This window comes from Spirosoma gilvum (assembly GCF_054776815.1).
In genome coordinates this window covers 467,507-488,214 of record NZ_BAAHBH010000003.1, presented here as the reverse complement: position 1 = coordinate 488,214, position 20,708 = coordinate 467,507, and the positions used below count along the sequence as shown (strand labels likewise).

The following is a 20,708-nucleotide window of genomic DNA, read 5'->3' as shown; positions in this document are numbered from 1 at the left end:
CAATTAGCCAATCAACTACTCAACTAGTATACTCCCTTCACCTATTCCTGGCTTGCCATCGATGGTAGACCCTTCAGCACGCAAACGAATCGTAGTTTTAGCGTCGGAGGTAAAAAACGAGACGGTTGCTTTGCCCTGTGTATCGGTCTGAATCATAGGTATCCAACATAAGGTAGTACGGTAATCCGGCCTAACATGTTCTGGTTTCTTCATATCATAACGCGGTGCGTAAAACTCCCGGACTGGCGCATATCCCGGCAATTTGGCAATTAAGGTCCCAGGCGTTATATCTTTGGTATAATCGTAATTTGGTGAACCCCGTTTGGTTAGAATCGAGATCACTCCACCCGAAGCCCGTGAGCCGTAAATAGCAGCCGAAGCGCCTTTCAGAATATCGACCCGGTCAACATCCTGCACCGAAATACCCATAATGGCTTGTAAGTCCATTGGCATGCCATCCAGTACAAACAATGGGTCGACCGGGCCGTTGAAATTAGCCGCTCCCCGAATCTGTACGCGGGCATTAAAACCTGAGCCTATCACATTTACGCCAGCCACACGCCCCTGAATCACATCCAGAATGGTCATCCGGCCCGACGTGTTCATCTGATCGAATTTAACACTGGCATCGGGCGTTCCGTAAATAACCCGCGAATCGAATTCTTTTTCTTTTTTGGCTTTAACGGTTACGGCCTGCAACAGCACTTCGCCATTCCGTCGAATCTGCTCTTCAATTTGTTGATACTCCTTCGTTCGTCGGATAAACTCGGCCAGCTCATCCTGCCGAAATTCCAGTGGATTGTAGGGTACTCTGGTCAGGGTTACTTTGGGGATCAACAACTGATCAAGCGTAATGGACACCGAACGGTTTGCCTTTCCTTTTATCCCCTGAATCATAACGGTGGTAGTATCCGTAAAGTCGAGATTATAGGCGCCATAACGCCCCGTCTCGTCGGTTTCACCAATCAGAAAATCTCGTGTACTGTCCCGTCTTACCAGCATAAATGTCAGTTTTACAGGCCCACCCACATCTTTCTGATTTGGTCGAAGCACCCGGCCCGTCAGCGACAATCCACCTTCGGCCGAATAAGCAAGGGGAGGAATGTTGCCCGACAATATATCGTTCCAGGCAAATCGTCGCCAACCCTGTGCCATCAGTAATAAGTCCAGATGCTGCCAGCGATCGGTATGGCGAGGGTCAAAATAGTAGCCGGGCTGTTCGATTGTGCCGGTCAGGTCCGACGACAGCAACAGGTGCGACACGATGGTAGCGCTATTTGTATCGACTTCGGGGGCTAACCGGGCATCCACAGCCGCCAGCGACAGGTTAGCCGCTACAGGTTGGCCCTGCGCATTGGTCGTCGTGATGGACAGTTCAACTTTCTCCCGGTTTTTGTACGCCTTTTTATTGGGGTTGAGTGCCACTGTAAGCTGGTCATTTTTGAGGATAAAAATAAGCCGTTCGCAAACGGGTTTATGCGTTTCATCGAAGAGGGTCAATTGAGCGATGCCTTCGGGAAAATTGGTTTTTGGGATTTGAATAAGGGATCCTTTCTTGCCTAATGGGATTCGAACTACCTGAATAGCCTGTCCCCGCGTTTGTGCAAAAAGTGTCAAGGCATTAGTCGGGTCCATACTGGTCTTATTATGCCGTACATAAACTTTGATCTGGTCTTTATTGCTCAAATTATCGACCTGCATCACCACGCCCTGCGCTTGTGCTGTCGGAAGCGTATAGGACGCGATTTGGCCGTCAGGCAGTTTGACAAACGCTGTGTAAACTTGCGCAGCTTCGGGTTTGAAGGTGAAGTACCCCATGCCCAGATAGGTGCTGTTAAAGCCAATCACGGTATCTTTTTTCGCATCGAGCACGAACCCATTGATGTCCATACTCCGACCCTGTACATTAATCGCTTTAAAGGCAACCCTACTTTCGATACCTTCAATTAATTGGCCACCTTCGGGCAGAAACTGCACATCAGGTTTATTTGCATTCGTTTTCGTTCGGGTTGCAGTAGTGCCATCGGCCCGGAAAATGGTCAGCGTTTTATAGAAATAATAGTCTTCGGGTTCATTTCGCATGAAACCCGTATACCCCCGAAGCTGATAAGTCCCGGCAGGCAGTGAATCGGGTAGGGTTAGTTGACCAGGTGCATAGCTATTAGTAGCTCTGAGCTGCGTTCGAAGCCGAACCCGGCCAGCTGCCGGATCGACAAGGTCAACATATAGGACGCGACTCACCGTATCGGCTTCGTGGTTGGCGCCATTGACCAGATAGCCTTTTAGCCAAACGGTTTCACCGATCAGGTACGCATCCCGGTCAGTATGAATGTAGACTTTTTCGGTAGGTCTGGCTCGATTATAGGCGCGAAACAACTCAATTAATCGTTTACTAAATTCATCATCTGCCCACCGAAATCCGAAGATTGAAAAAGTGGCCAGAATGCTGAACAGGATGATTGAACGTGAAAAGGCTGGATACATAAAATAGATTTAAGGCGGTTGTGCCTTATTTATAAATTGAAGTCACTAATTTAGTAAAATACCCTCTTTACCATGACTACGCCCAGCCAAAAAACCGCTTTAGTGATCGGTGCCACCGGACTTATCGGCAATTTACTTACCCACCGATTGGTTGATTCGCCATTTTATTCAAACGTCAAGGTATTGGTTCGGAAGGCGTTAAATTGGCAGCACCCTCGCTTACAGGAGGTACCTTTTGATTTCGACCACCCCAATGGGCTCCTGACTCAGGCCGATGATGTTTTTTGTTGCCTGGGAACGACCATAAAAAAAGCAGGTTCGAAAGAAGCGTTTCGAAAAGTAGATTATCAGTATCCGCTCGACATTGCCCAACTTAGTTTAGCCAGTGGCGCCAGCCAGTTTGCCATCGTTACGGCATTGGGGGCCGATGCGGATTCTTCCATCTTCTACAACCGGGTCAAAGGTGAAGTCGAACGTGACTTAACGGCGCTGCACTTCCCTACCCTGCTTATTTTTCGTCCCTCGCTTTTATTAGGCGATCGGTCCGAAAACCGGCTGGGTGAACGCGTAGGTGCGGGCGTTATGCGGCTATTTAGCCCCCTCATTCCAGCTAAATATAAAGGCATCGACGCGTCGAAAGTAGCCAAGGCTATGCTGGAAACAACCCAGCGTGGCTTGACAGGCAGGCACGTATTCGAGTCCGATGCGTTACAGAAATTTTAGAATCACTGCTTCAGAACATCCAGGTTCGTATGCAGGAACCGTTCGGCCAGTTGATTAAGCAGTTCGGCTGGTCCTTGTATGTGAAAGGTGGTATGGCGATGCCGTTGTTTGGCACCGGGCGCCAGGCTGGCCGCTGGAGAGGAAGATTCCAACTCATAAAAATGGCCCATCTGTGGTTGACCAAGTTTCATCGGGCCATCGTTATAGGCATTCAGTACATCGCCCGAAAATGGCTCTTTTTGGACTTCCCAGGCCGAATTGACATACTGTCGGTCGGCAGGATTGAAGTCGTACGTTACTAGTGACAGCGTCTTGGTGGCCGAATCATAACTACCCACCCAATTGGTCGCGCGAGCAGGCGAAACGCCAATCTTACTACGGTAGGCCGCATCGGCTTTGAAAAAGGCAACCGTTTTGTCCATTTGCAGGCGTTCGGCAGGTACTTTACCAAAATAGGCATCGTTGACCGGCTGCCCTGCCCCTTCCCGATACGGTACGATGATCGTAGACGTAGGTGATGCATTCATCATGCCTAATATCCAGATAGACGGCATGCCGGTTTGTTCATTCCAGGCCCGACTACCCTTATTCGTGATTGAATTATCCGATTGAATGCCGACTACTTTTAACGAATCCGTTTTGACAGACAGCGCCCGTTCGATGTCTGCTTTATCCAGGAGCTTAACGGTGCGCTCAATACCAATATCCAACCGAGTGCCCGAGTAATTAGTCAGTGAGACAGTACGGGTAAAAGTAGCCGACGTTTGTGACGTATCGGTAACGGTAAATGGTTCCGAATCGATAGCGGCTGGCGTTTGCCAATGATCACCATCGAACGGATCACCTTTCTTAAAATACAAGGCAAATTGCCCACCTTCGGGCCCGAGCCAGAAACGGTCCTCTCCCCCAAAAGCATTCATATGGGGTAATAGTTTGCCCGATCTGATCAGGTCGTAATTGATCCATCCATAGCTGATTTCGCCATCGGCTGTACTGGTCATAACGCGCCCCTGATAGGCCGGGCAAATCAGGACACTGGCATTGCCTAATCGTAACTCGATCAGATCGGGGTGATGATCTTGTAAAAACTGTCGGTCGTTAACGTATAAATTTGTTGTTTCCACTTGCGAAATAGAATCGTTTGAGTTGGTTTGCTCGTTATTGGTCGTTGAATTTCGGCCCGAACAGGCCACGAATAAACTACCCAAAAGCAAAAGAAAGTATTTGTTCATACGAAAAACAGCGAACCAGTTGAAAAATAGCGAACTTGAAGGGTATTTTAGAGAAGCGATACTCCTATAAATTCCTGTGACTCCTCAATCTACTTTTGTGGATACTGTACAAATACGGCCTGCCATTCTAATCGATGAGCCTGTTATTTATCAGTTTATCTGTGATCTGGAAGAAACTCTATTAAATCAGACTATCTTTCATACGCTTTATCAGCAGAATTTAGCTAATCCAGCTATATTTTATTTAGTGGCTGAACAGCACAGGCAGGTAATCGGGTTTGTCAGTTGCCATGTACAATTTTTGCTTCATCACGAAGGCAAGGTTGGTGAAATTCAGGAGTTATATGTCCATCCAAATGTTAGAAATCAGAGCATTGGACAGAAGCTTGTCGCGGCCTTGAAAAAAATTGCGATACAGGAGCAATTCGTTAATCTGGAGGTAACCACTAATCAAAAACGCACGGATACCGTCCGATTTTATGAACGGGAAGCCTTCAGGCGTACACATTTCAAGTTAGTTTATCCCATCCAATGCTGATGCGACTCTTTATCTCTCTCATCTTTCTTTTCTATTCCAGTCTACCTACTTCTGGTCAGGCCACTCATAAAAACGATACAAGGCTAGAACGAAAACTTCAGACAGCGTTAGCTGGTTTTCGGGGTACTGCCGGAATTTACGTGTATCATTTACGTACGGGCAAAACTATCTCGATCAATGCCGATACGCTATTTCCAACGGCCAGTATGATTAAAATTCCGATTCAATGTGGCCTGTTTGATAAAATTCACAAAGGCGAACTTAGTTACAATCAGGAACTGGTTTACAAAGATTCTCTACACTATGACGATGGGATTGTTGGGTCATTGAAAGACGGCGCAAAAATTACGCTTAGTAAGGTGGTCATGCTGATGGAAACGGTAAGCGACAACACAGGCAGCTTGTGGTGTCAGGCCTTAGCTGGTGGAGGAAGTGCTATCAATACCTGGCTCGAAACCAACGGATTTCATCAGACGCGTGTCAACTCCCGTACACCCGGACGTGAAGCGAATCGGAGCCAGTATGGCTGGGGTCAGACTTCTCCGCGGGAAATGGCAGAATTACTACTCTACATTCGACAGGGTAAAGCCGTTAGTCCTGATGCCAGCGATGAAATGTATCGTAACCTAGGCCGTCAGTTTTGGGACGGTGATGGTTTATCCCAAATTCCGCCCAACGTAAAAGTGGCGACTAAAAACGGAGCCGTCAACCAATCCCGTTCCGAAGTTGTGCTGGTTCATGCCCCCCACAGCGACTATGTGTTTTGCATCATGACAAAGAACCAACAGGATCAAAGCTGGGAACGTTCGAATGAAGGATTTACGCTATTGCGTACCGTAGGAGCTATTATCTGGCAGCATTTTGAACCCAAATCAACCTGGAAACCAGACGAAGGTTACGAAAAATGGTGGTAAATTGACGATAAATATGACTGCCAGACAACCCATGCCGAAGCTGTATACTTTCGATGAATACGTCGCACTTGAGCGATCCGAAGGGATTCGTTATGAATACTGGGATGGAGAAGTTGTGGCCATGGCTGGCACCACAAAGCGCCACAATACGATCGTTCAAAACATCGCTTTTTCCTTGCGCCCCTTTGCGCGTAACAAAGGATGCCAGGTATACGCAGAAAATGTTCGGCAGAAGTTGAAAACCGGGCAGCGGTATGTTTACCCTGATATTATTTACACCTGTGACCCTGCCGATCTGGAAAACGATATGGGCGTTTGGGTTCACTCACCCTGCTTACTGATCGAGGTCATTTCAGATTCTACCCAAAGCAAAGATTTTCATGACAAACGTCCTCATTATACCAAGTTACCGTCACTGCTGTATTATCTGTTAGTTTCGCAGACCGATTACCGCGTGGAAATTTTTGAACGTAATGTCGATTTCTGGAAATATCAGGTCATCGAAGGAATCGAAGCAGTGGTGGAGTTACCTTTATTGCAGATGAATTTGCCATTAACTGCCATTTATGAGGGTATTAGTCTTGGCTCTGAATAAATCAAATTTACCTGAAAGGCAGCTCTTTAAAATAATAAAAGCCGCTCATCTGATTCAGACAAGCGGCTTTCTCTTTGGGTAAGTTAGATTAATTCAAAAACTTCAGACGAAGATCGTTCAACTGACTACGAATCGACTCGTCGATTTGCTGATCGCCAACCCGCAGTACATAACCACCAACGAGTCTGGAATCGATTCTTTCATCCAGTTCAACCAATTGGCTTCCGGTTGTTTTCGCAACCATTGCCTTGAACGTTTTCCGCAGTGTATCATTCAGCGGTACGGTCGTTATGATCGTAGCACGCTCAACGCCTTTGAGTCGGTCATACTGGCTGATAAACTCATCAGCGATTGCGTCCATAATCGGTTCGCGATTCTTTTTTGCAATGATTTGAAAAAAAGCCATCGTTACCGAATCTACATGACTGACGAAAACTGCGTTTAGAATAGCACTTTTCTTTTCAGCCCGAACAATGGGGTTCTTCAACATCAGCAGGAGCGGACGGCTACCTTCCAGTGTCTTTTTGAAGAACTGCATATCTTTATACATCGTCTCGGTCAGGCCTTTTTCCTGCGCCAAATCCAATAGCGATTTGGCATACCGAGCTGCTACTGTTGCAACGGCCATAATCGAATTAGTTTAAGCTTGAGGTTGCGACCAGGTCATTCACCAGTTTCTCCTGCGCCGATTTATCACTCAGTTCTTTACGAAGTACTTTCTCAGCAATATCGAGCGACAGGGTAACCACTTCCTTCTTCATCTGCATCACCAATGCCTGACGCTCATTCTGCATCGTTTCGCGAGTCTGTTCCAGAATCCGTTTGCCTTCGGCTTCGGCTTTCTCACGCGAATCAGCCACTATTTTGTCGGCGGTTTCTTTGGCTCCCCGCAGAATAGCTTCACGCTCCGAACGAGCCTGAGCAAGGAGCTTTTCATTGTCAGCCTTCAGAGCGGTCATCTCAAGCCGGGTTTTTTCGGCCAGATCAAGTGCACTTTGAATATTGTTTTCACGCTCACTCAGGCTTTCCGTAATGGGTTTCCAGGCAAACGTGCGGAGGATGAAAAACAGGCCGAGGAAAACCACTACCTGCCAGAATAAAAGACCGAGATCGGGAGTAAGCAAATCCATGGATTTACGACCGCGTGAGCGGCTGATTACGAGATACGATTTATATTGTTTTTAGTTTCACTGGATGCCCTCACTGACGCTAACATCTTGTTTCGTGCATCACACTTCCTGTCAATCTTTTGTTAGAATCTGTTCGCCCATCGGCTATTCCAAACGGGCGAACAGACCCAAAATTTGGTGAGCAGTTGTGCCAGTGCCTAATGCAACCAGCCTGCTCAAAACTCAGCATCTGTGTGGCCGGGCTTATTAAGCCGTAGCAACCAGCAGACAAATAACGGCTGCGAACAGAGCCACGGCCTCGATCAGAGCTGCGATGATCAGCATGGCGGTTTGGATACGACCAGCCGCTTCTGGCTGACGAGCAATACCTTCCATAGCGCTACCACCAATCCGACCGATACCCAGACCAGCACCGATAGCAGCCAGACCAGCGCCAACAGCGGCACCCATAACGGCTACACTACCAGTAGCTTCCAACAGCAGGGCAAACAACATTGCGAACATAAACTTCAACTGATTTATTAAACGTGAAACAAAAGATTGCTAGTAAATAAATGGATAATGTAAATTGAATGATGGATAATGAGTGGGTCGTTACTGCGTTACGTTATCCATTGTCCATTATTCATCATGTATCAGTGCGCTTCTGCACCTTCATAACCGATACCGTGGTCGGCTTCGTGGTGTTCTTCTACCGCACTGCCGATGTACATAGCCGTCAGTAGGGTGAAGATAAACGCCTGAAGAAACGCCACCAATAATTCGATCATGTTCAAAAACAGGGTAAAGAATAGGACTACCGGACTGATAGCCCAGCTTGTCCCTGAACCACCCAACGCATTGGCCATGAAAATCAGACCCAATAGGCTTAGGATAATGATGTGCCCTGCGGTAATGTTGGCAAACAACCGGACCATCAGCGAAATGGGCTTCATGAATACGCCCACAATCTCGACCGGAATCATAATTGGCAACAAAGCGATGGGAACACCCGTTGGCTTCAGAATGTGCATCCAGTAATGCTTATTGCCGCTGAAGGTCACAATCAGGAAGGTAATTACGGCCAGTACCAGCGTAACGGCGATATTACCCGTTAAGTTAGCGGCACCAGGTAGCAGCCCTAACAGATTGTTGATCAGGATAAAGAAGAACAACGTCAGCAGGTAAGGCAAGAACTTTGTGTACTTAGGACCAATGCTGGGCTTCGCAATTTCGTCCCGCACAAACAAAATGATTGGCTCCAAAAACGATTGCAGCCCTTTAGGCGCTTTGCCTCTGTTTTTAGCATATCCCCGACTAACAGCCGAAAATACCAGCAGCATAATTACTGCACTTAATAACAGCGATGCTACGTTTTTGGTAATCGAAAGATCGTAGAATTTAGCTTCGTGGTCAGCCTCACCAGTTTGGGTAACCCGGTGAATTTTGCCATGCTCATTCTTATAGCCGTTATACACCTCGCCATGAGCCAGCCGGGACGACGAGAAAATTTCCAGACCCCGATCCTGTGAGTAAAGAATAACAGGTAGGTGAAGTGTAACACCGTGCGCAAACTCCCAACCGTGGTCATCTTTAATGTGGTGCATAATCATAGCACCCACATTAAATTTCCCTTTTTCAGCGTGAGCTTCTTCTGCGTGTTGAGCGTGAGGTTCGCCTTCCTGTGGATGCTCCTGTGCTTGCACGCCAACTAATGGACTCAAAATGAGTGCCATTACCAATAAAATTTTATTAAATGCCGAACGCATCATATGATATGACAGATCGATTTTACGAATCGCGTCGCAAGTTACGAGTAAGCGACCAAATCTCAAAGCCTGTGTAAAATATATATAGTACAAGAAAGTCCAAAACGAAGGCCCGGCGTTGCTCAATATGGCGGAATAGAAAAAAACCAACAAAGGCTAATCCCAATATCAGGCGGGCTACGGTTGCGGCCAAGTAGAGAGGGATAAATCGCTCCCGATCACCTTGTAAACCAGTCTCTATTAGCCGATGAGTTAGAAAAGATACAGCCAGAAAAAACACAAGAATAATTTTCCAGTCCGGGTGTAGCCATGGAACAACAAAATATCGTTTGGCTATAAAAAATCCAATTCCTAGTAGGATCGTAAATAGTACAGTACGGAGCATAATTACCTAATCAAGGAGAATGTGCGAGCAGATATACAGAAAATCAAAACCTATACTTTATGCTCGCACACCTCATTCTTAACAAATTACCGCTTTGTCAATTGGCGAATAAATAAATAGAGCGAGGCTCCAATAGCCGTCATCGATAAAATAATGGTCCAGATAGGGCGATGGTTATTTTGCCAAGCATCCAGCTTCATACCCAACCAGACCCCGAGACCAATGGTGCCCAACATTTGAAAAGCAATTCCGCTGAATTGCACAAAGGACGTTGTATTTTCCGTCGCTTTCTTCAACGGATCATGCTCCCGAGGGGACTTTTCGGAGTCATTCTGATCGGATTGTTCGGGGGTGTTTTCCATAGGAATCAGGGTAGGCATGCTATTTGCCGTACAAAATTCGTTAATTTGGCCTAACGTTCCATATTGCCTGACCGGCCTGCAACGTTTTAATACGAGTAACCACGTGTTATTACCGAATGTCCCGCTGTTTTTCTAATCATCTCTTCCTACTTCTTGCGGCCGTTGTTTTGCTGACCGGCGGGCTGGTTTCCTGTTCGCAATACAGTACAAAAGCCATCCCCAAAGGGTATCATAACCTGACGGCCCATTATAATGCCTACGTCATTGCCCGCGACGAAATTGATCAAGCAGAGCAATTTCTCTTTAAAAAACGTCAGGAAAATTATAATCAATTACTACCCATCTTGTTGCCAGTCGATTCAATGCTGGCTCAACCAGTAAAGCCACAACTGGACGATGCTATCAAAAAGGCCTCGCTGATTCCCGAACGACACCAGAATAGTAAATGGCTCGACAATGCCTATAACCTCATTGGTCGGGCGCGATTGCTAAAACAGGATTTGCCAAATGCCATTGAAGTGTTCAAATATGTGAACACAAAAGGGACCAACGAAGACGACAAACATACCGCACTCGTGGGATTAATGCGAGCGTATGTCGAAGCCAGCGATTACGTCAATGCGCTCAACGTAGCCGAGTACCTCCGTCAGCAGCCACTGAACAAGATCAATACCCGAGATTTCTACCTCACAAAAGCCTACTTGCACGAACGCCAGGGCGAATACCCAACTGCGGCTGGTATTCTGGAAGCCACCTTTCCCGTTTTGAAAAAAGGAGAATCTACAGCCCGGCTTCACCTGATTGCCGGTCAGCTTTACGATTTAAGTGGTCAACCAGCCAAAGCTGTTGAGCAGTATCAGCAAGTTCTCCGGTCGCGGCCATCCTACGATCAGTCGTTTTATGCCAATCTGTATGCTATTCAAAGTAATGGCCTTACTGGTGATCAAAAACGGGTAGCCCAATCATCCGAAACCTTCGACCGGCTCCTGAAAGACCGTAAAAACGAAGACCTGAAGGATAAAATCTATTTCACAATGGGCCTACTTGAAGCTCGTCGGGGCAATACCGATAAAGCCATCAAGCTGTATAGCCAGTCGATCCAGGTAGCGGGTACGGCCAATGCCCAGGTTCCGTATACTTATCTGGAAATTGGCAAATTGTATTTTGACAAAAAAGCGGATTACATCCATGCCAAAGTCTATTACGATAGTGCCCTTGCCTTAATGCCCCGACAATCGGCCGATTATACCGCTTTACTGAACCGCAAAAAGACATTAGATGAGTTTGTTCAGTACAAAACAACCATCCAGACCGACGATAGCCTTCTGCATCTGGCCCAGCTAGACGCAGCGTCAGTAGACAAAGTGCTTGATAAAGCCATTGACCAACGCGAAAAAGAGGATAAAGCCCAGGCAGCCCTGGCTCAACAGATCATTGATAAAGCTACGAATGGCAATATCAGTTCGGTGCCGGGAGCGACCAACTCTAATTTACAACCTACCGAACGCTGGGTTTTATACAACCCAGTTGCCTCAAGTCAGGGGCGACAGGAGTTTTCGACCCGCTGGGGGAATCGTCAGCTTGAAGACAACTGGCGACGCAGTAACAAAGAAGCATCCATCGCTATTGCCGGTGCCAATAGTCCAGTTGTAGGGGGCACGCCTGCCAATTCGATTAATCCCAATGCACCGCTAGCTCAATCTGAAGCATCACAGGCAGCCGCTGGCGTAGCGGGAATTGCAACGAGTCGTAAAGCCCAGAAAGAGGCTATGATGGCGAAAATACCGTTCAGCAAGGAGGCTCAGGTGGCAGCGAATCAGCGCATTGAAACAGCATTATATAAACTTGGGAAATTATACAAGTTCCAGTTTAATCAACCTGCCGACGCTATTCCGACGTTTGAACAATTGCTTACCCGGTACCCAAACACACTCCAGAAACCAGAAGTTTATTATTTATTGTACCTTAGTAACGAGCAGTTGGGTAAAACGTCTAACTGGAAAGATAAATTACTGGCCGAGTTCCCGAATACGTCCTATGCCCGACTGACCGGACGCGCTGCTGCTCAAACAAGCGATTCAGAAGCGCAAGCCCTGAAAACATACACCGCTATCTATGACCTTTATCAGGCCAACAATACAACTGAAGCGCTGGCAAGGGCCGATGCGTCGATGAGTAGCTTTGCCGGCACTCAGTTGGAAGACAAACTGGCGTTGTTACGGGTTATGTTGATTGGTAAGGTGCAAAATGTGGAAGCTTACCAACGAGCACTGGCCGAGTTTATACGCGATTATCCAGCCAGCCAGTTATTACCCCGCGTCAAAGAAATGCAGACGGCCGCCGAAAAGGCAACGGCAAAACGGAAATAAGCTTATTGTTTCAGGCTCCACGTTTTAGATTGACAAATCCAAATGTGACTTGCTGGTCTGTCAACCTGAGAATTGGAACCTGAGACCTGAAACCCGAAATAAAACGAATGATCGAATTTACCTCCGGGCCTTACCGGAAAATCATCCGAAATCTCTGGCGATTTACCCTGATTGGCGTAGCCATGCTGATCTTCTATGTAGTGGCGGTTAGCTACAACTTTCTGTGGCTTTTTGGTGGAATGCCCAGTTTGAAAGCGCTCGAAAATCCAAAGAGTGAAGAAGCTTCGGAAGTGTATACCTACGATCGGAAGCTGTTAGGCAAATACTATGTCGAAAACCGGACGCCTATCGAGATTTCGCAGGTATCGCCTAACGTAACCTCAGCTTTGCTGGCCACCGAAGATGCCCGTTTCATTAAACACTCGGGGATCGACCCGCGCTCCTTATTCCGGGCCGTGGGTGGTTTTCTTACATTCCGGGATGCTTCAAGTTCTGGCGGTGGTAGTACGCTTACGCAACAAACGGCCAAAAACCTGTTCGATACCCGTCAGGAAGAGTTACGGGGTGTTTTGGGGAATATCCCGATTATTGGTCTGATCATCGCCAAAACTAAGGAATGGATTCTGGCCGTACGGCTGGAGCGGAATTATACCAAACAGGAGGTCATGATGATGTACCTCAATACGGTATCGTTTGGCAATAATACGTACGGGATCAAAACCGCAGCCAAAACGTATTTCAGCAAGGAACCCTGGAACCTGAACGTCGAAGAAGCGGCCATGCTCGTTGGCATGCTCAAAAATCCTACGCTCTATAACCCCCGGATGTTTGAAGACCGTACCCGTGAGCGTCGTAACGTTGTACTGGGTCAAATGAAGAAATACGGCTTCCTCAACGACGAGCAGTTGTTTACCTACAAGCGAAAGCCTCTGAAGCTTGATTTCAGCGTCGAAAATCAGAATACGGGTATGGCCGCTTACTTCCGGTCAGTCATCAAAGACGATTTGAAACGGTGGCTCAAGGAATATAACGAAGAGAATCCGGATGCCGAACTGGATCTGTACACCAGTGGTCTAAAAATTTACACCACCATTGACTCCCGGATGCAGACCTATGCGGAAGAAGCCGTCATGAACAATATGCGGGATCAACAGAAGAAATTTTATGAACACTGGCGCGGTCGAAATCCCTGGGTACAGAAAGATTCCAGGACAAAAAAATATGTTGAAATGCCAAATTTCATTGAGGGTGTAGCCCGGCGAACCATTCGATTCAAGCAGCTTAAGTCTGTTTATGGCGATAATGAGAAAGCCATTTGGCAGGAAATGCGTAAACCTATCAAAATGAAGGTGTTTGTGTATGGGGGTGGTCGTAATGAAAAAGATACCACAATGAGTCCTCTGGATTCTATCCGATATTATAAACGCCTGCTCAACACAGGTTTTATGTCGATGGACCCGCGCAATGGCTATGTCAAAGCCTGGGTAGGTGGTATTAATTTCAAATACATGAAGTTCGACCACGTTCGTCAGGGCCGTCGGCAACCGGGTTCAACGTTTAAGCCCTTTGTATACCTAACGGCTATGGATCAGGGATTCGTAACCCCTTGTAGTCATCTCATTGACCAGCCTACCACCTTTGTACATGGTGAAGACAATAACGGTGGCCCTGCCTGGACGCCCAAAAACTCCACGGGTCGATATAGTTTCCAGAGTCTGTCGTTGCGGGAAGCCCTGGGGCAATCGATCAATACAGTCAGCGCCCAGTTAATTAAGAAAACCCGGGCCGAAGAAGTTATCAAGTATGCGCATGAGATGGGAATCGAAAGCAAAGATTTGCCCGAGAACCCAACTCTCTGTCTAGGAACGGGCGATGTATCCGTTTACGAAATGGTATCAGCCTATTGTGCCTTTGCCAATGGTGGAATGCGCGTTCGGCCAATGATTCTGACCATGATTACGGACAAGAACGGGAATGTGCTGAAAAATTTCTCCGTCGATGCTAAACAGGTAATTAGTGCCAACCGAGCCTATGAAATGCTGTACCTGATGCGGGGGGCTGTTGAAGAACCGAATGGGACAGCGCAACGGTTACGTACACAATACAAACTACTAGACGGTGGTAACGAAATAGCAGCTAAGACCGGAACAACCTCCAATTACTCCGATGGCTGGTTTATGGGTATGACGCAACATCTGGTATCAGGCTTATGGGTTGGTGGGGACGACCGTTCCATCCACTTCCGGGACATTTCGTTGGGACAGGGGGGCCGATTGGCGATGCCTGCCTGGGGTATGTACATGCAGAAAATCTATAAAGACCCTACTCTAACCAGTTACCGGCCGGAGCCTTTCCGCAAACCCAACAACTTTAAGATTGATTGCGGAGGTTATCACATTGATTCTTCTCAACGGTACATTCCGCCTAAAGTAGTGCCGGAGGATGAGGATGAGATTTTGCAATAATTGATTGGGTGGTGTTATAATACAGAGATTCACGGAGAAGGCCCAGAGATACACAGAGAATATAGTTTAACTCTGTGTATCTCTGGGCCTTCTCCGTGAATCTCTGTGTCACAATTTTGTGTGCGTCAACCTTTACGGGTTCTTTTTTGTTTTAAACTGTGGTCAGTTATTCTTCACAACGTTTTATATGCCTGAATTCGATTATAAACAGGAATTAACCAAAGTACCGCACGAACCAGGTGTGTATCGCTATTTCGATGCCACAGGCGAGGTTATTTATGTTGGGAAGGCTAAAGATTTAAAAAATAGGGTTAGCAGTTATTTCACTAACTCAAAAGGGCATGATCGTAAAACATTGCGTTTGGTAAGCCAGATTCGTAAAATTGAGTTTACCATTGTTCATACCGAATTCGACGCGCTCCTGCTCGAAAATCAGCTCATCAAACGGTATCAGCCGAAATACAACATCCTGCTGCGGGATGATAAAACCTATCCGTTTGTCTGCGTAACCAATGAACACTTTCCGCGTGTATTGACAACCCGGCAGATTGATCGGAAACTAGGCACCTATTACGGTCCTTTTGCCAACCTGAAGCCGATGTATACGGTGCTGGACATGTTCAGCCAATTATTTACGATTCGTACCTGTAACTATAATCTGGCTCCCGAAAACATTGCAGCAGGTAAATACAAAGTCTGTCTGGAGTATCATATCGGCAATTGTAAAGGCCCCTGCGAAGGTCGGCAAAGCGAGGGTGACTACGACAAAGACATTGAACAAATTCACCATATTCTGAAAGGGAATCTGAAACCGGCTCAGGAGTATTTTAAAGGCCGAATGATTGAATCTGCCAACGACTTGGCATTTGAACAGGCGCAGAAATACAAAGAGAAAATTGATGTACTACAGCGATTTCAAAGCAAATCGACTGTTGTCAATCCAAAAATTGCCGATGCAGATGTATTCTCGATCGCTTCCGACGAAATCTCGGCCTACATCAATTTCATGAAGGTGGTCAATGGAACCATCGTGCAAACCCACACGGTAGAAGTTAAGAAAAAACTGGACGAAACTGACCCTGATTTGCTGGCGATGATGATCGTGGAGTTCCGGGAGCAATATGGTAGCCAGGCGAAGGAGATTATCACGAACATTCCGCTGGATGTCGACTTAAAGACCGAAATAACGGTTCCTCAGATTGGCGACAAGAAAAAGCTGCTGGACATGTCCTTGAAAAACGTACTATATTTCCGACGTGAACGCCAGGAACGGATGGCCGCCGAAGCCACGGCCAACGCCAGCAAAAAAGATCGGGTTTTGATCCGACTCAAGCAGGATTTGCAACTAAAAACCATTCCCAACCGAATCGAATGTTTTGATAATTCGAACATTCAGGGCACGAACCCTGTGTCGGCCATGGTGTGTTTTATTGGCGGCAAACCCGCAAACAAAGAGTATCGGCATTTTTCGATCAAAACGGTTATTGGGCCCAATGATTTCGCGAGTATGTACGAGGTTGTTACACGCCGATACACCCGTGTTTTAACCGAAGGGACCGACATGCCTGATCTGATTGTCATCGACGGTGGTAAAGGTCAACTGAGTGCTGCCTGCGATGCCCTGAAAGCGATGGATTTATATGGCAAAGTTCCTATCATTGGGATTGCCAAGCGGCTGGAAGAGATTTACTTCCCTGAGGATAACCTTCCGCTCTACATCGATAAAAAATCGGAATCACTGAAGCTTATTCAACGTATCCGCGACGAAGCGCACCGATTTGCCATTACGTATCACCGTGATAAACGCAGCCGTAACAGCCTCATCAGTGAGTTGGAGAATGTAGAAGGAATTGGTAAAAAAACGGCGGCAAAGCTCCTGAAACACTTTAAGGGCGTCAAAAAAATTCGGGAAGCCAGCTTCGATGAAGTAGCCGAAATAGTTGGGAAAGATCGCGCCCTAAAGCTCAAAGAGTATTTCGAAGCAATCGAACAGTAAAAAGTAAAGCGGCTGGAAAGCCGCTCTAGATCAATCATATTAACATAGCGGCTTTTCCAGCCGCTTTACCGGTAAGTATAAAAAAAGCGGCCCTTAGAGCCGCTTTTTCAATTTTAGTATTCCCAAAGACTATGCTCGGTTTCCATCAGCTCATACTCTGTCTGGTATGACTTCATCAAACCTTCGCGATCGCCATACATACCGATTAAATCCTGGTCGCCTGGGTTGGCCACTTTCGTGATGCGGCCATAGAACAGGCGGAGGTCAAACGCATCAGCCAGGTTTTTGTGCTGAGCCTGGTTTTGTGGATTATACCAGATGAACTTCTTCGGATCGCTGCGGAACAGTTTGTCCAGATCTTTGTATTTAAAGGAAGCGATTGGCTTTTCAAAACCGGCTTCGTTCTTATCTGCAGGCAACAGGAGGGTTACCGTCTGAATATCATAATACAAGCGAGAGCGTTTCCGGTCAAAAATCCAGTCTTCCTTAACTTCAAGGATGTTCAACTCCTTAGGGAAGTATTCATCACCAGAGAACGTTGCCGCTTTAGCAACCGCTACCGTATCTTTTTTCGGCTCTTCAACGGGCGGAGCAACAACCGCTTTACCTTTTTTACCTTTAGCATTTTTAGCTACTGCCTTCTTCTTAGGCCCCCCCCAGCCATCATCAACAGGCTCAGCAGCAGCGGCTGCTTTCTTGGGCGCTCCCCAGCCATCATCAGCCGTCTTTTTCTTATCATCCTTTTTCACAGGATTGCCCCAACCGTCATCTTTAGCACCATTCTTACCATCTTCGGTAAAACCAGCTGCCTTTTCTTCGGCCGATAGGCCACCACCCGTATTTGGGATTAACAAATTCTCGTGGAATTTCTCGGCGGTAATCTTCGTCGTACAGGAGTCATTCGTATAGGCATCAATTAAACCAGCCTTTACTGCCTCCATCAGGTACTTCGAAATCTCATTATTCTTCGAGAACATCGATTGATTCTGTTTCTCCTTCAGGTCGATCCGACGCCAAAGGGTCTTCTTCATCATGATGTCGTTCTCATTGATCGGACGAATTGAATTAGGATTCGTGCCGTTATTTGCTTTTTCCTGAGCCAGGGTTTCTCCTCCTGCCAGGGCCAGCGCAGCTATAGCCAGCACACCGGCGTATCGTATCGTTCTTGCTTCAGTCATGGCTCTTTATTTGTTGTCAATTCAAGATGTTAACGGCTTAATGACCAGTTTAGTCTATTAATAAAGCGAAACTTGTTGCAATGGGTTGCCCATCGGAACATCACTGATTTCACCCCGGAAATTCTGGCGCTGTACACCATCAATTTGAATGACTAGTCGATCGCCAGGCTGAGCTTCAGCAGCCAGATCAGCAATAGATCCACCGCCTGCCCCTACCTGGGCAAATTTCACGCGTCGTGTACCACGAACCAGGGATACTGTAGCACCCGTAGTCCGGAATTTAGCATCGTCGGGTGAATAGGCAGCAAAACTCGGATCGGCAACGGCCTGAATCCGCACACTACGTGCTGACGAGACAGGAACGCCCCGAGGGTCATTCGCCCGCGTACCTCCTACAAAAATTTCCAGGGTTGGCCGTGGCACCTTGTTCACCTTGAAATGCTCAGTGCCTAACAAACTACCCGAGTTACTAATATTTAGTGCTACGCTAGCCGAGCTGGGTACAACTGTTATTTTTCCTTTTTCACCCGATGAAACTACCGAAGCGCCATCAGCCGAAAAATTAGGATTCCATAAAGCGCCTAATTGTGGACTTTGAATACTCAGTTTGTTGGCACAGCCTAAATACAAGGGAGGCATGGTACCTGTTTCGATCTGATACGAAGGCTTAGCCACAAAGTATTCAGCCGACAGAGGCACGGTTTTCAAACCGGCGGGGGTCTGATAGGCAATCGAACCTGTCAACATTCGACGCGAAAGACCGTTTTTGTCGTACGTTCCCCCTTGCGCCGTAAATTCAACAATACCCTGTCCGTCCTGCATCCGAACGGCTCCGCCATTCAGGCTCATACGTGGCTGAATCCCCGATGAGGAAGCCGCCAGAAACATTTGGCCTTTGAACTTTGTACCAGCGACTACCACTTTCGAATCCATGCTCAGCATGGCAATGATCTTATCGAACTTAACATCCTGCGCGCCTACTTTACTGGCCAGCACATCCAATACTTCGCCTTCAATCCGGCGAATATCAGCCTGTTTCTGGCTTAGTACTGCCAAGGCAGCCGGTACGGGTGTTTGCGCGAAATTTAATTCAGCAAAATCTTTCCGACGCTGATCTGGAGAACGATTCGCGATGGGATCGTCTTTGCCATCAAGCGCTAACGGTGCATATTTTGTACCTGCATACTTCGAAACATTATCGATGTATGTGTTCAGGTCATTTTTCAGTTTGAAAGCGGCCCCATTACGGCTAGTACCAATCATCAATTGAGCGACTTTCTCTTCTTCGCTCAAGTTTTTGATATTGCCCGACTCATCGCGACCACCACCAGCCTCAACAACCTGATCTTTCAACTTATCAAGTTCGCCGATCATGTCAGAGGTAATTTTCCGAACATCCTCAGCCTGTTTTACGATGGCGAGGTCAGTAGCACGGTTCCCGGACTTTTCAACAGTTCCCCGAATATTATCGACGGTTGCCTGGTTAACCTTATTTACGGCTATGGTGGACTGCTCCAGGCTATTATTTATAAGTACAAACTTTTCCAGAATTGCCGATGTGACCTGTAAAGCCAGCATTGCGGTCAAAACCAGATACATCATCCCGATCATCTTCTGACGGGGTGTCTCTTTTGTGCCTGCCATATACTATGGTAGTATGAATAAAGGAAGTTGTAGAGTGATACAGTTGTAGAGTTGTAAAGTGTTTATGAGAGCTATGTTCTTTCAACAGAGAGATCATTCTCTACAACCTTACAACTCTATAACTAATTTTAGTTGCCGCGCATGGCTGTCAGCATGCTGCCATACACATTATTAAGCGAAGCCAGATTGCCAGTGAGTTTGGCCAGTTCATTCTTGAATTGCTGCGTGTCGCGGCTGGCATCGCTCATGTTCTCCATAGCTGCGGTCAGGCTGCCATAGAACGCATTCATCGCTTTCAGGTGCTTGTTGGTATCCTGTAATTCCAGTTCGTACACAGCGTTAAGGGCACCCATATTCTTGGTTACTTTCTGGAACTGATCGCGGTAATCCTTCGCATCGGTGGTTGCATCGGCCATCGAATTCATAGCTGTGATTGCCGTGCCATAGGATTTGTTCATTTCACTGATTGAACTCGAAGCCGATTTAACGTTACGTGCATAATCGTTCGTAGCCACCGTTGCTTCGGTCAGATCAGACAGTTTGGATACGGTATCGTTCAGGTTTCGGAAACCAGAACCCAGTTTCTCAAACACATCAGGAGTTACTTTGGCTTGAGCCAGCATTTGATCCATATTCGCCGTCAGGCCATTAGCTTGTGGCGATGGCTTACGAGCTTCTCCCTTAAAATCATCAGCCAGTTCGGGATATACACGTTCCCAGGCATAATCATTTGAGGCTATTGTTGGGTTTGTGAAGCTTTGAATTGCATAAAGAACAAAGATGACAACCTCGGTAAGAAGACCAGCCGTCAATAACCAGCCAAACTGTTCGTTGTGGGTAATTTTAGCCCATGCCCCGGCAATAACAACGGCGGCTCCGGCACTATAAATGGTTGGTACTAAGCGATCCCAAAAGAAATTTACTGACTTGTCTGCTGCCATGATA

General features: G+C 47.0%; 17 protein-coding genes. 7 read left to right on the top strand and 10 right to left on the bottom strand.

Features of this window, described 5'->3' with window-relative positions:
• Window positions 1-15: 15 nt before the first annotated feature.
• The gene (locus ACYVFD_RS10285; protein WP_461089897.1) at window positions 16-2,484 is read right to left on the bottom strand and encodes a TonB-dependent receptor plug domain-containing protein; all 2,469 of its coding nucleotides are present in this window, start codon (window positions 2,482-2,484) and stop codon (window positions 16-18) included.
• 72 nt (window positions 2,485-2,556) lie between these two features.
• Here ACYVFD_RS10285 and ACYVFD_RS10280 point away from each other — a divergent pair, with 72 nt between their 5' ends.
• Entirely contained in the window at window positions 2,557-3,207 is a 651-nt protein-coding gene (locus tag ACYVFD_RS10280) for an oxidoreductase (protein WP_461089896.1), read from the top strand.
• Window positions 3,208-3,209: 2 nt separating this feature from the next.
• Here the strand turns inward: ACYVFD_RS10280 and ACYVFD_RS10275 are convergent, their stop codons facing one another.
• Window positions 3,210-4,439: a DUF6786 family protein gene (locus ACYVFD_RS10275; protein ID WP_461089895.1), complete on the bottom strand. Its 1,230-nt coding sequence runs from the start codon at window positions 4,437-4,439 to the stop codon at window positions 3,210-3,212.
• Window positions 4,440-4,536: 97 nt separating this feature from the next.
• Here ACYVFD_RS10275 and ACYVFD_RS10270 point away from each other — a divergent pair, with 97 nt between their 5' ends.
• Genes ACYVFD_RS10270 through ACYVFD_RS10260 form a run of 3 tightly spaced genes read left to right on the top strand, consistent with a single transcriptional unit; the run spans window position 4,537 to window position 6,486 of the window.
• A complete protein-coding gene (locus ACYVFD_RS10270) occupies window positions 4,537-4,977 on the top strand; it encodes a GNAT family N-acetyltransferase (RefSeq protein ID WP_461089893.1) in 441 nt (146 codons plus the stop codon).
• On the top strand, window positions 4,977-5,891 hold the full coding sequence (locus ACYVFD_RS10265; RefSeq protein WP_461089891.1) for a serine hydrolase: 915 nt from the start codon (window positions 4,977-4,979) through the stop codon (window positions 5,889-5,891). The genes ACYVFD_RS10270 and ACYVFD_RS10265 overlap by 1 nt, the downstream gene beginning before the upstream one ends.
• Window positions 5,892-5,922: 31 nt before the next feature.
• The gene (locus ACYVFD_RS10260; protein ID WP_461089890.1) at window positions 5,923-6,486 is read left to right on the top strand and encodes a Uma2 family endonuclease; all 564 of its coding nucleotides are present in this window, start codon (window positions 5,923-5,925) and stop codon (window positions 6,484-6,486) included.
• Window positions 6,487-6,574: 88 nt separating this feature from the next.
• On the opposite strand, the gene atpH is transcribed toward ACYVFD_RS10260, so the two are convergent.
• The 5 genes from atpH to ACYVFD_RS10235 all read right to left on the bottom strand — a co-directional run bounded on the left by atpH (window position 6,575) and on the right by ACYVFD_RS10235 (window position 10,129).
• The gene (gene atpH / locus ACYVFD_RS10255; RefSeq protein WP_461089889.1) at window positions 6,575-7,114 is read right to left on the bottom strand and encodes an ATP synthase F1 subunit delta; all 540 of its coding nucleotides are present in this window, start codon (window positions 7,112-7,114) and stop codon (window positions 6,575-6,577) included.
• 7 nt (window positions 7,115-7,121) lie between these two features.
• Window positions 7,122-7,616: a F0F1 ATP synthase subunit B gene (atpF, locus tag ACYVFD_RS10250; RefSeq protein ID WP_461089888.1), complete on the bottom strand. Its 495-nt coding sequence runs from the start codon at window positions 7,614-7,616 to the stop codon at window positions 7,122-7,124.
• Between the two features lie 246 nt (window positions 7,617-7,862).
• Window positions 7,863-8,120, bottom strand: coding sequence for an ATP synthase F0 subunit C (gene atpE, locus ACYVFD_RS10245; RefSeq protein WP_083732707.1), 258 nt, complete (start codon window positions 8,118-8,120; stop codon window positions 7,863-7,865).
• A gap of 131 nt (window positions 8,121-8,251) precedes the next feature.
• Complete coding sequence (atpB, locus tag ACYVFD_RS10240) at window positions 8,252-9,367, bottom strand: F0F1 ATP synthase subunit A (protein WP_461089887.1); 1,116 nt, start codon at window positions 9,365-9,367, stop codon at window positions 8,252-8,254.
• Between the two features lie 468 nt (window positions 9,368-9,835).
• On the bottom strand, window positions 9,836-10,129 hold the full coding sequence (locus tag ACYVFD_RS10235; protein WP_461089886.1) for an AtpZ/AtpI family protein: 294 nt from the start codon (window positions 10,127-10,129) through the stop codon (window positions 9,836-9,838).
• A 98-nt stretch (window positions 10,130-10,227) separates the two neighbouring features.
• Between ACYVFD_RS10235 and porW the strand changes: the two genes are divergently transcribed.
• The 3 genes from porW (at window position 10,228) to uvrC (ending at window position 16,941) form a co-directional block, all read left to right on the top strand.
• Window positions 10,228-12,480, top strand: a complete 2,253-nt coding sequence (gene porW / locus ACYVFD_RS10230; RefSeq protein WP_461089885.1) for a type IX secretion system periplasmic lipoprotein PorW/SprE — start codon at window positions 10,228-10,230, stop codon at window positions 12,478-12,480.
• Window positions 12,481-12,587: 107 nt separating this feature from the next.
• Window positions 12,588-14,945, top strand: coding sequence for a penicillin-binding protein 1A (locus tag ACYVFD_RS10225; protein WP_461089884.1), 2,358 nt, complete (start codon window positions 12,588-12,590; stop codon window positions 14,943-14,945).
• 187 nt (window positions 14,946-15,132) lie between these two features.
• A complete protein-coding gene (uvrC, locus tag ACYVFD_RS10220) occupies window positions 15,133-16,941 on the top strand; it encodes an excinuclease ABC subunit UvrC (RefSeq protein ID WP_461089883.1) in 1,809 nt (602 codons plus the stop codon).
• A gap of 113 nt (window positions 16,942-17,054) precedes the next feature.
• Here the strand turns inward: uvrC and porN are convergent, their stop codons facing one another.
• The 3 genes from porN to porL form a co-directional block, all read right to left on the bottom strand.
• Window positions 17,055-18,119: a type IX secretion system ring subunit PorN/GldN gene (gene porN, locus ACYVFD_RS10215; protein WP_461089882.1), complete on the bottom strand. Its 1,065-nt coding sequence runs from the start codon at window positions 18,117-18,119 to the stop codon at window positions 17,055-17,057.
• A 57-nt stretch (window positions 18,120-18,176) separates the two neighbouring features.
• Window positions 18,177-19,763: a type IX secretion system motor protein PorM/GldM gene (porM, locus tag ACYVFD_RS10210; RefSeq protein ID WP_461089880.1), complete on the bottom strand. Its 1,587-nt coding sequence runs from the start codon at window positions 19,761-19,763 to the stop codon at window positions 18,177-18,179.
• A gap of 128 nt (window positions 19,764-19,891) precedes the next feature.
• Window positions 19,892-20,704 carry a type IX secretion system motor protein PorL/GldL gene (porL, locus tag ACYVFD_RS10205; RefSeq protein WP_461089878.1) on the bottom strand — a complete coding sequence of 271 codons (813 nt, stop codon included), beginning with the start codon at window positions 20,702-20,704 and terminating at the stop codon, window positions 19,892-19,894.
• Window positions 20,705-20,708: the final 4 nt, after the last annotated feature.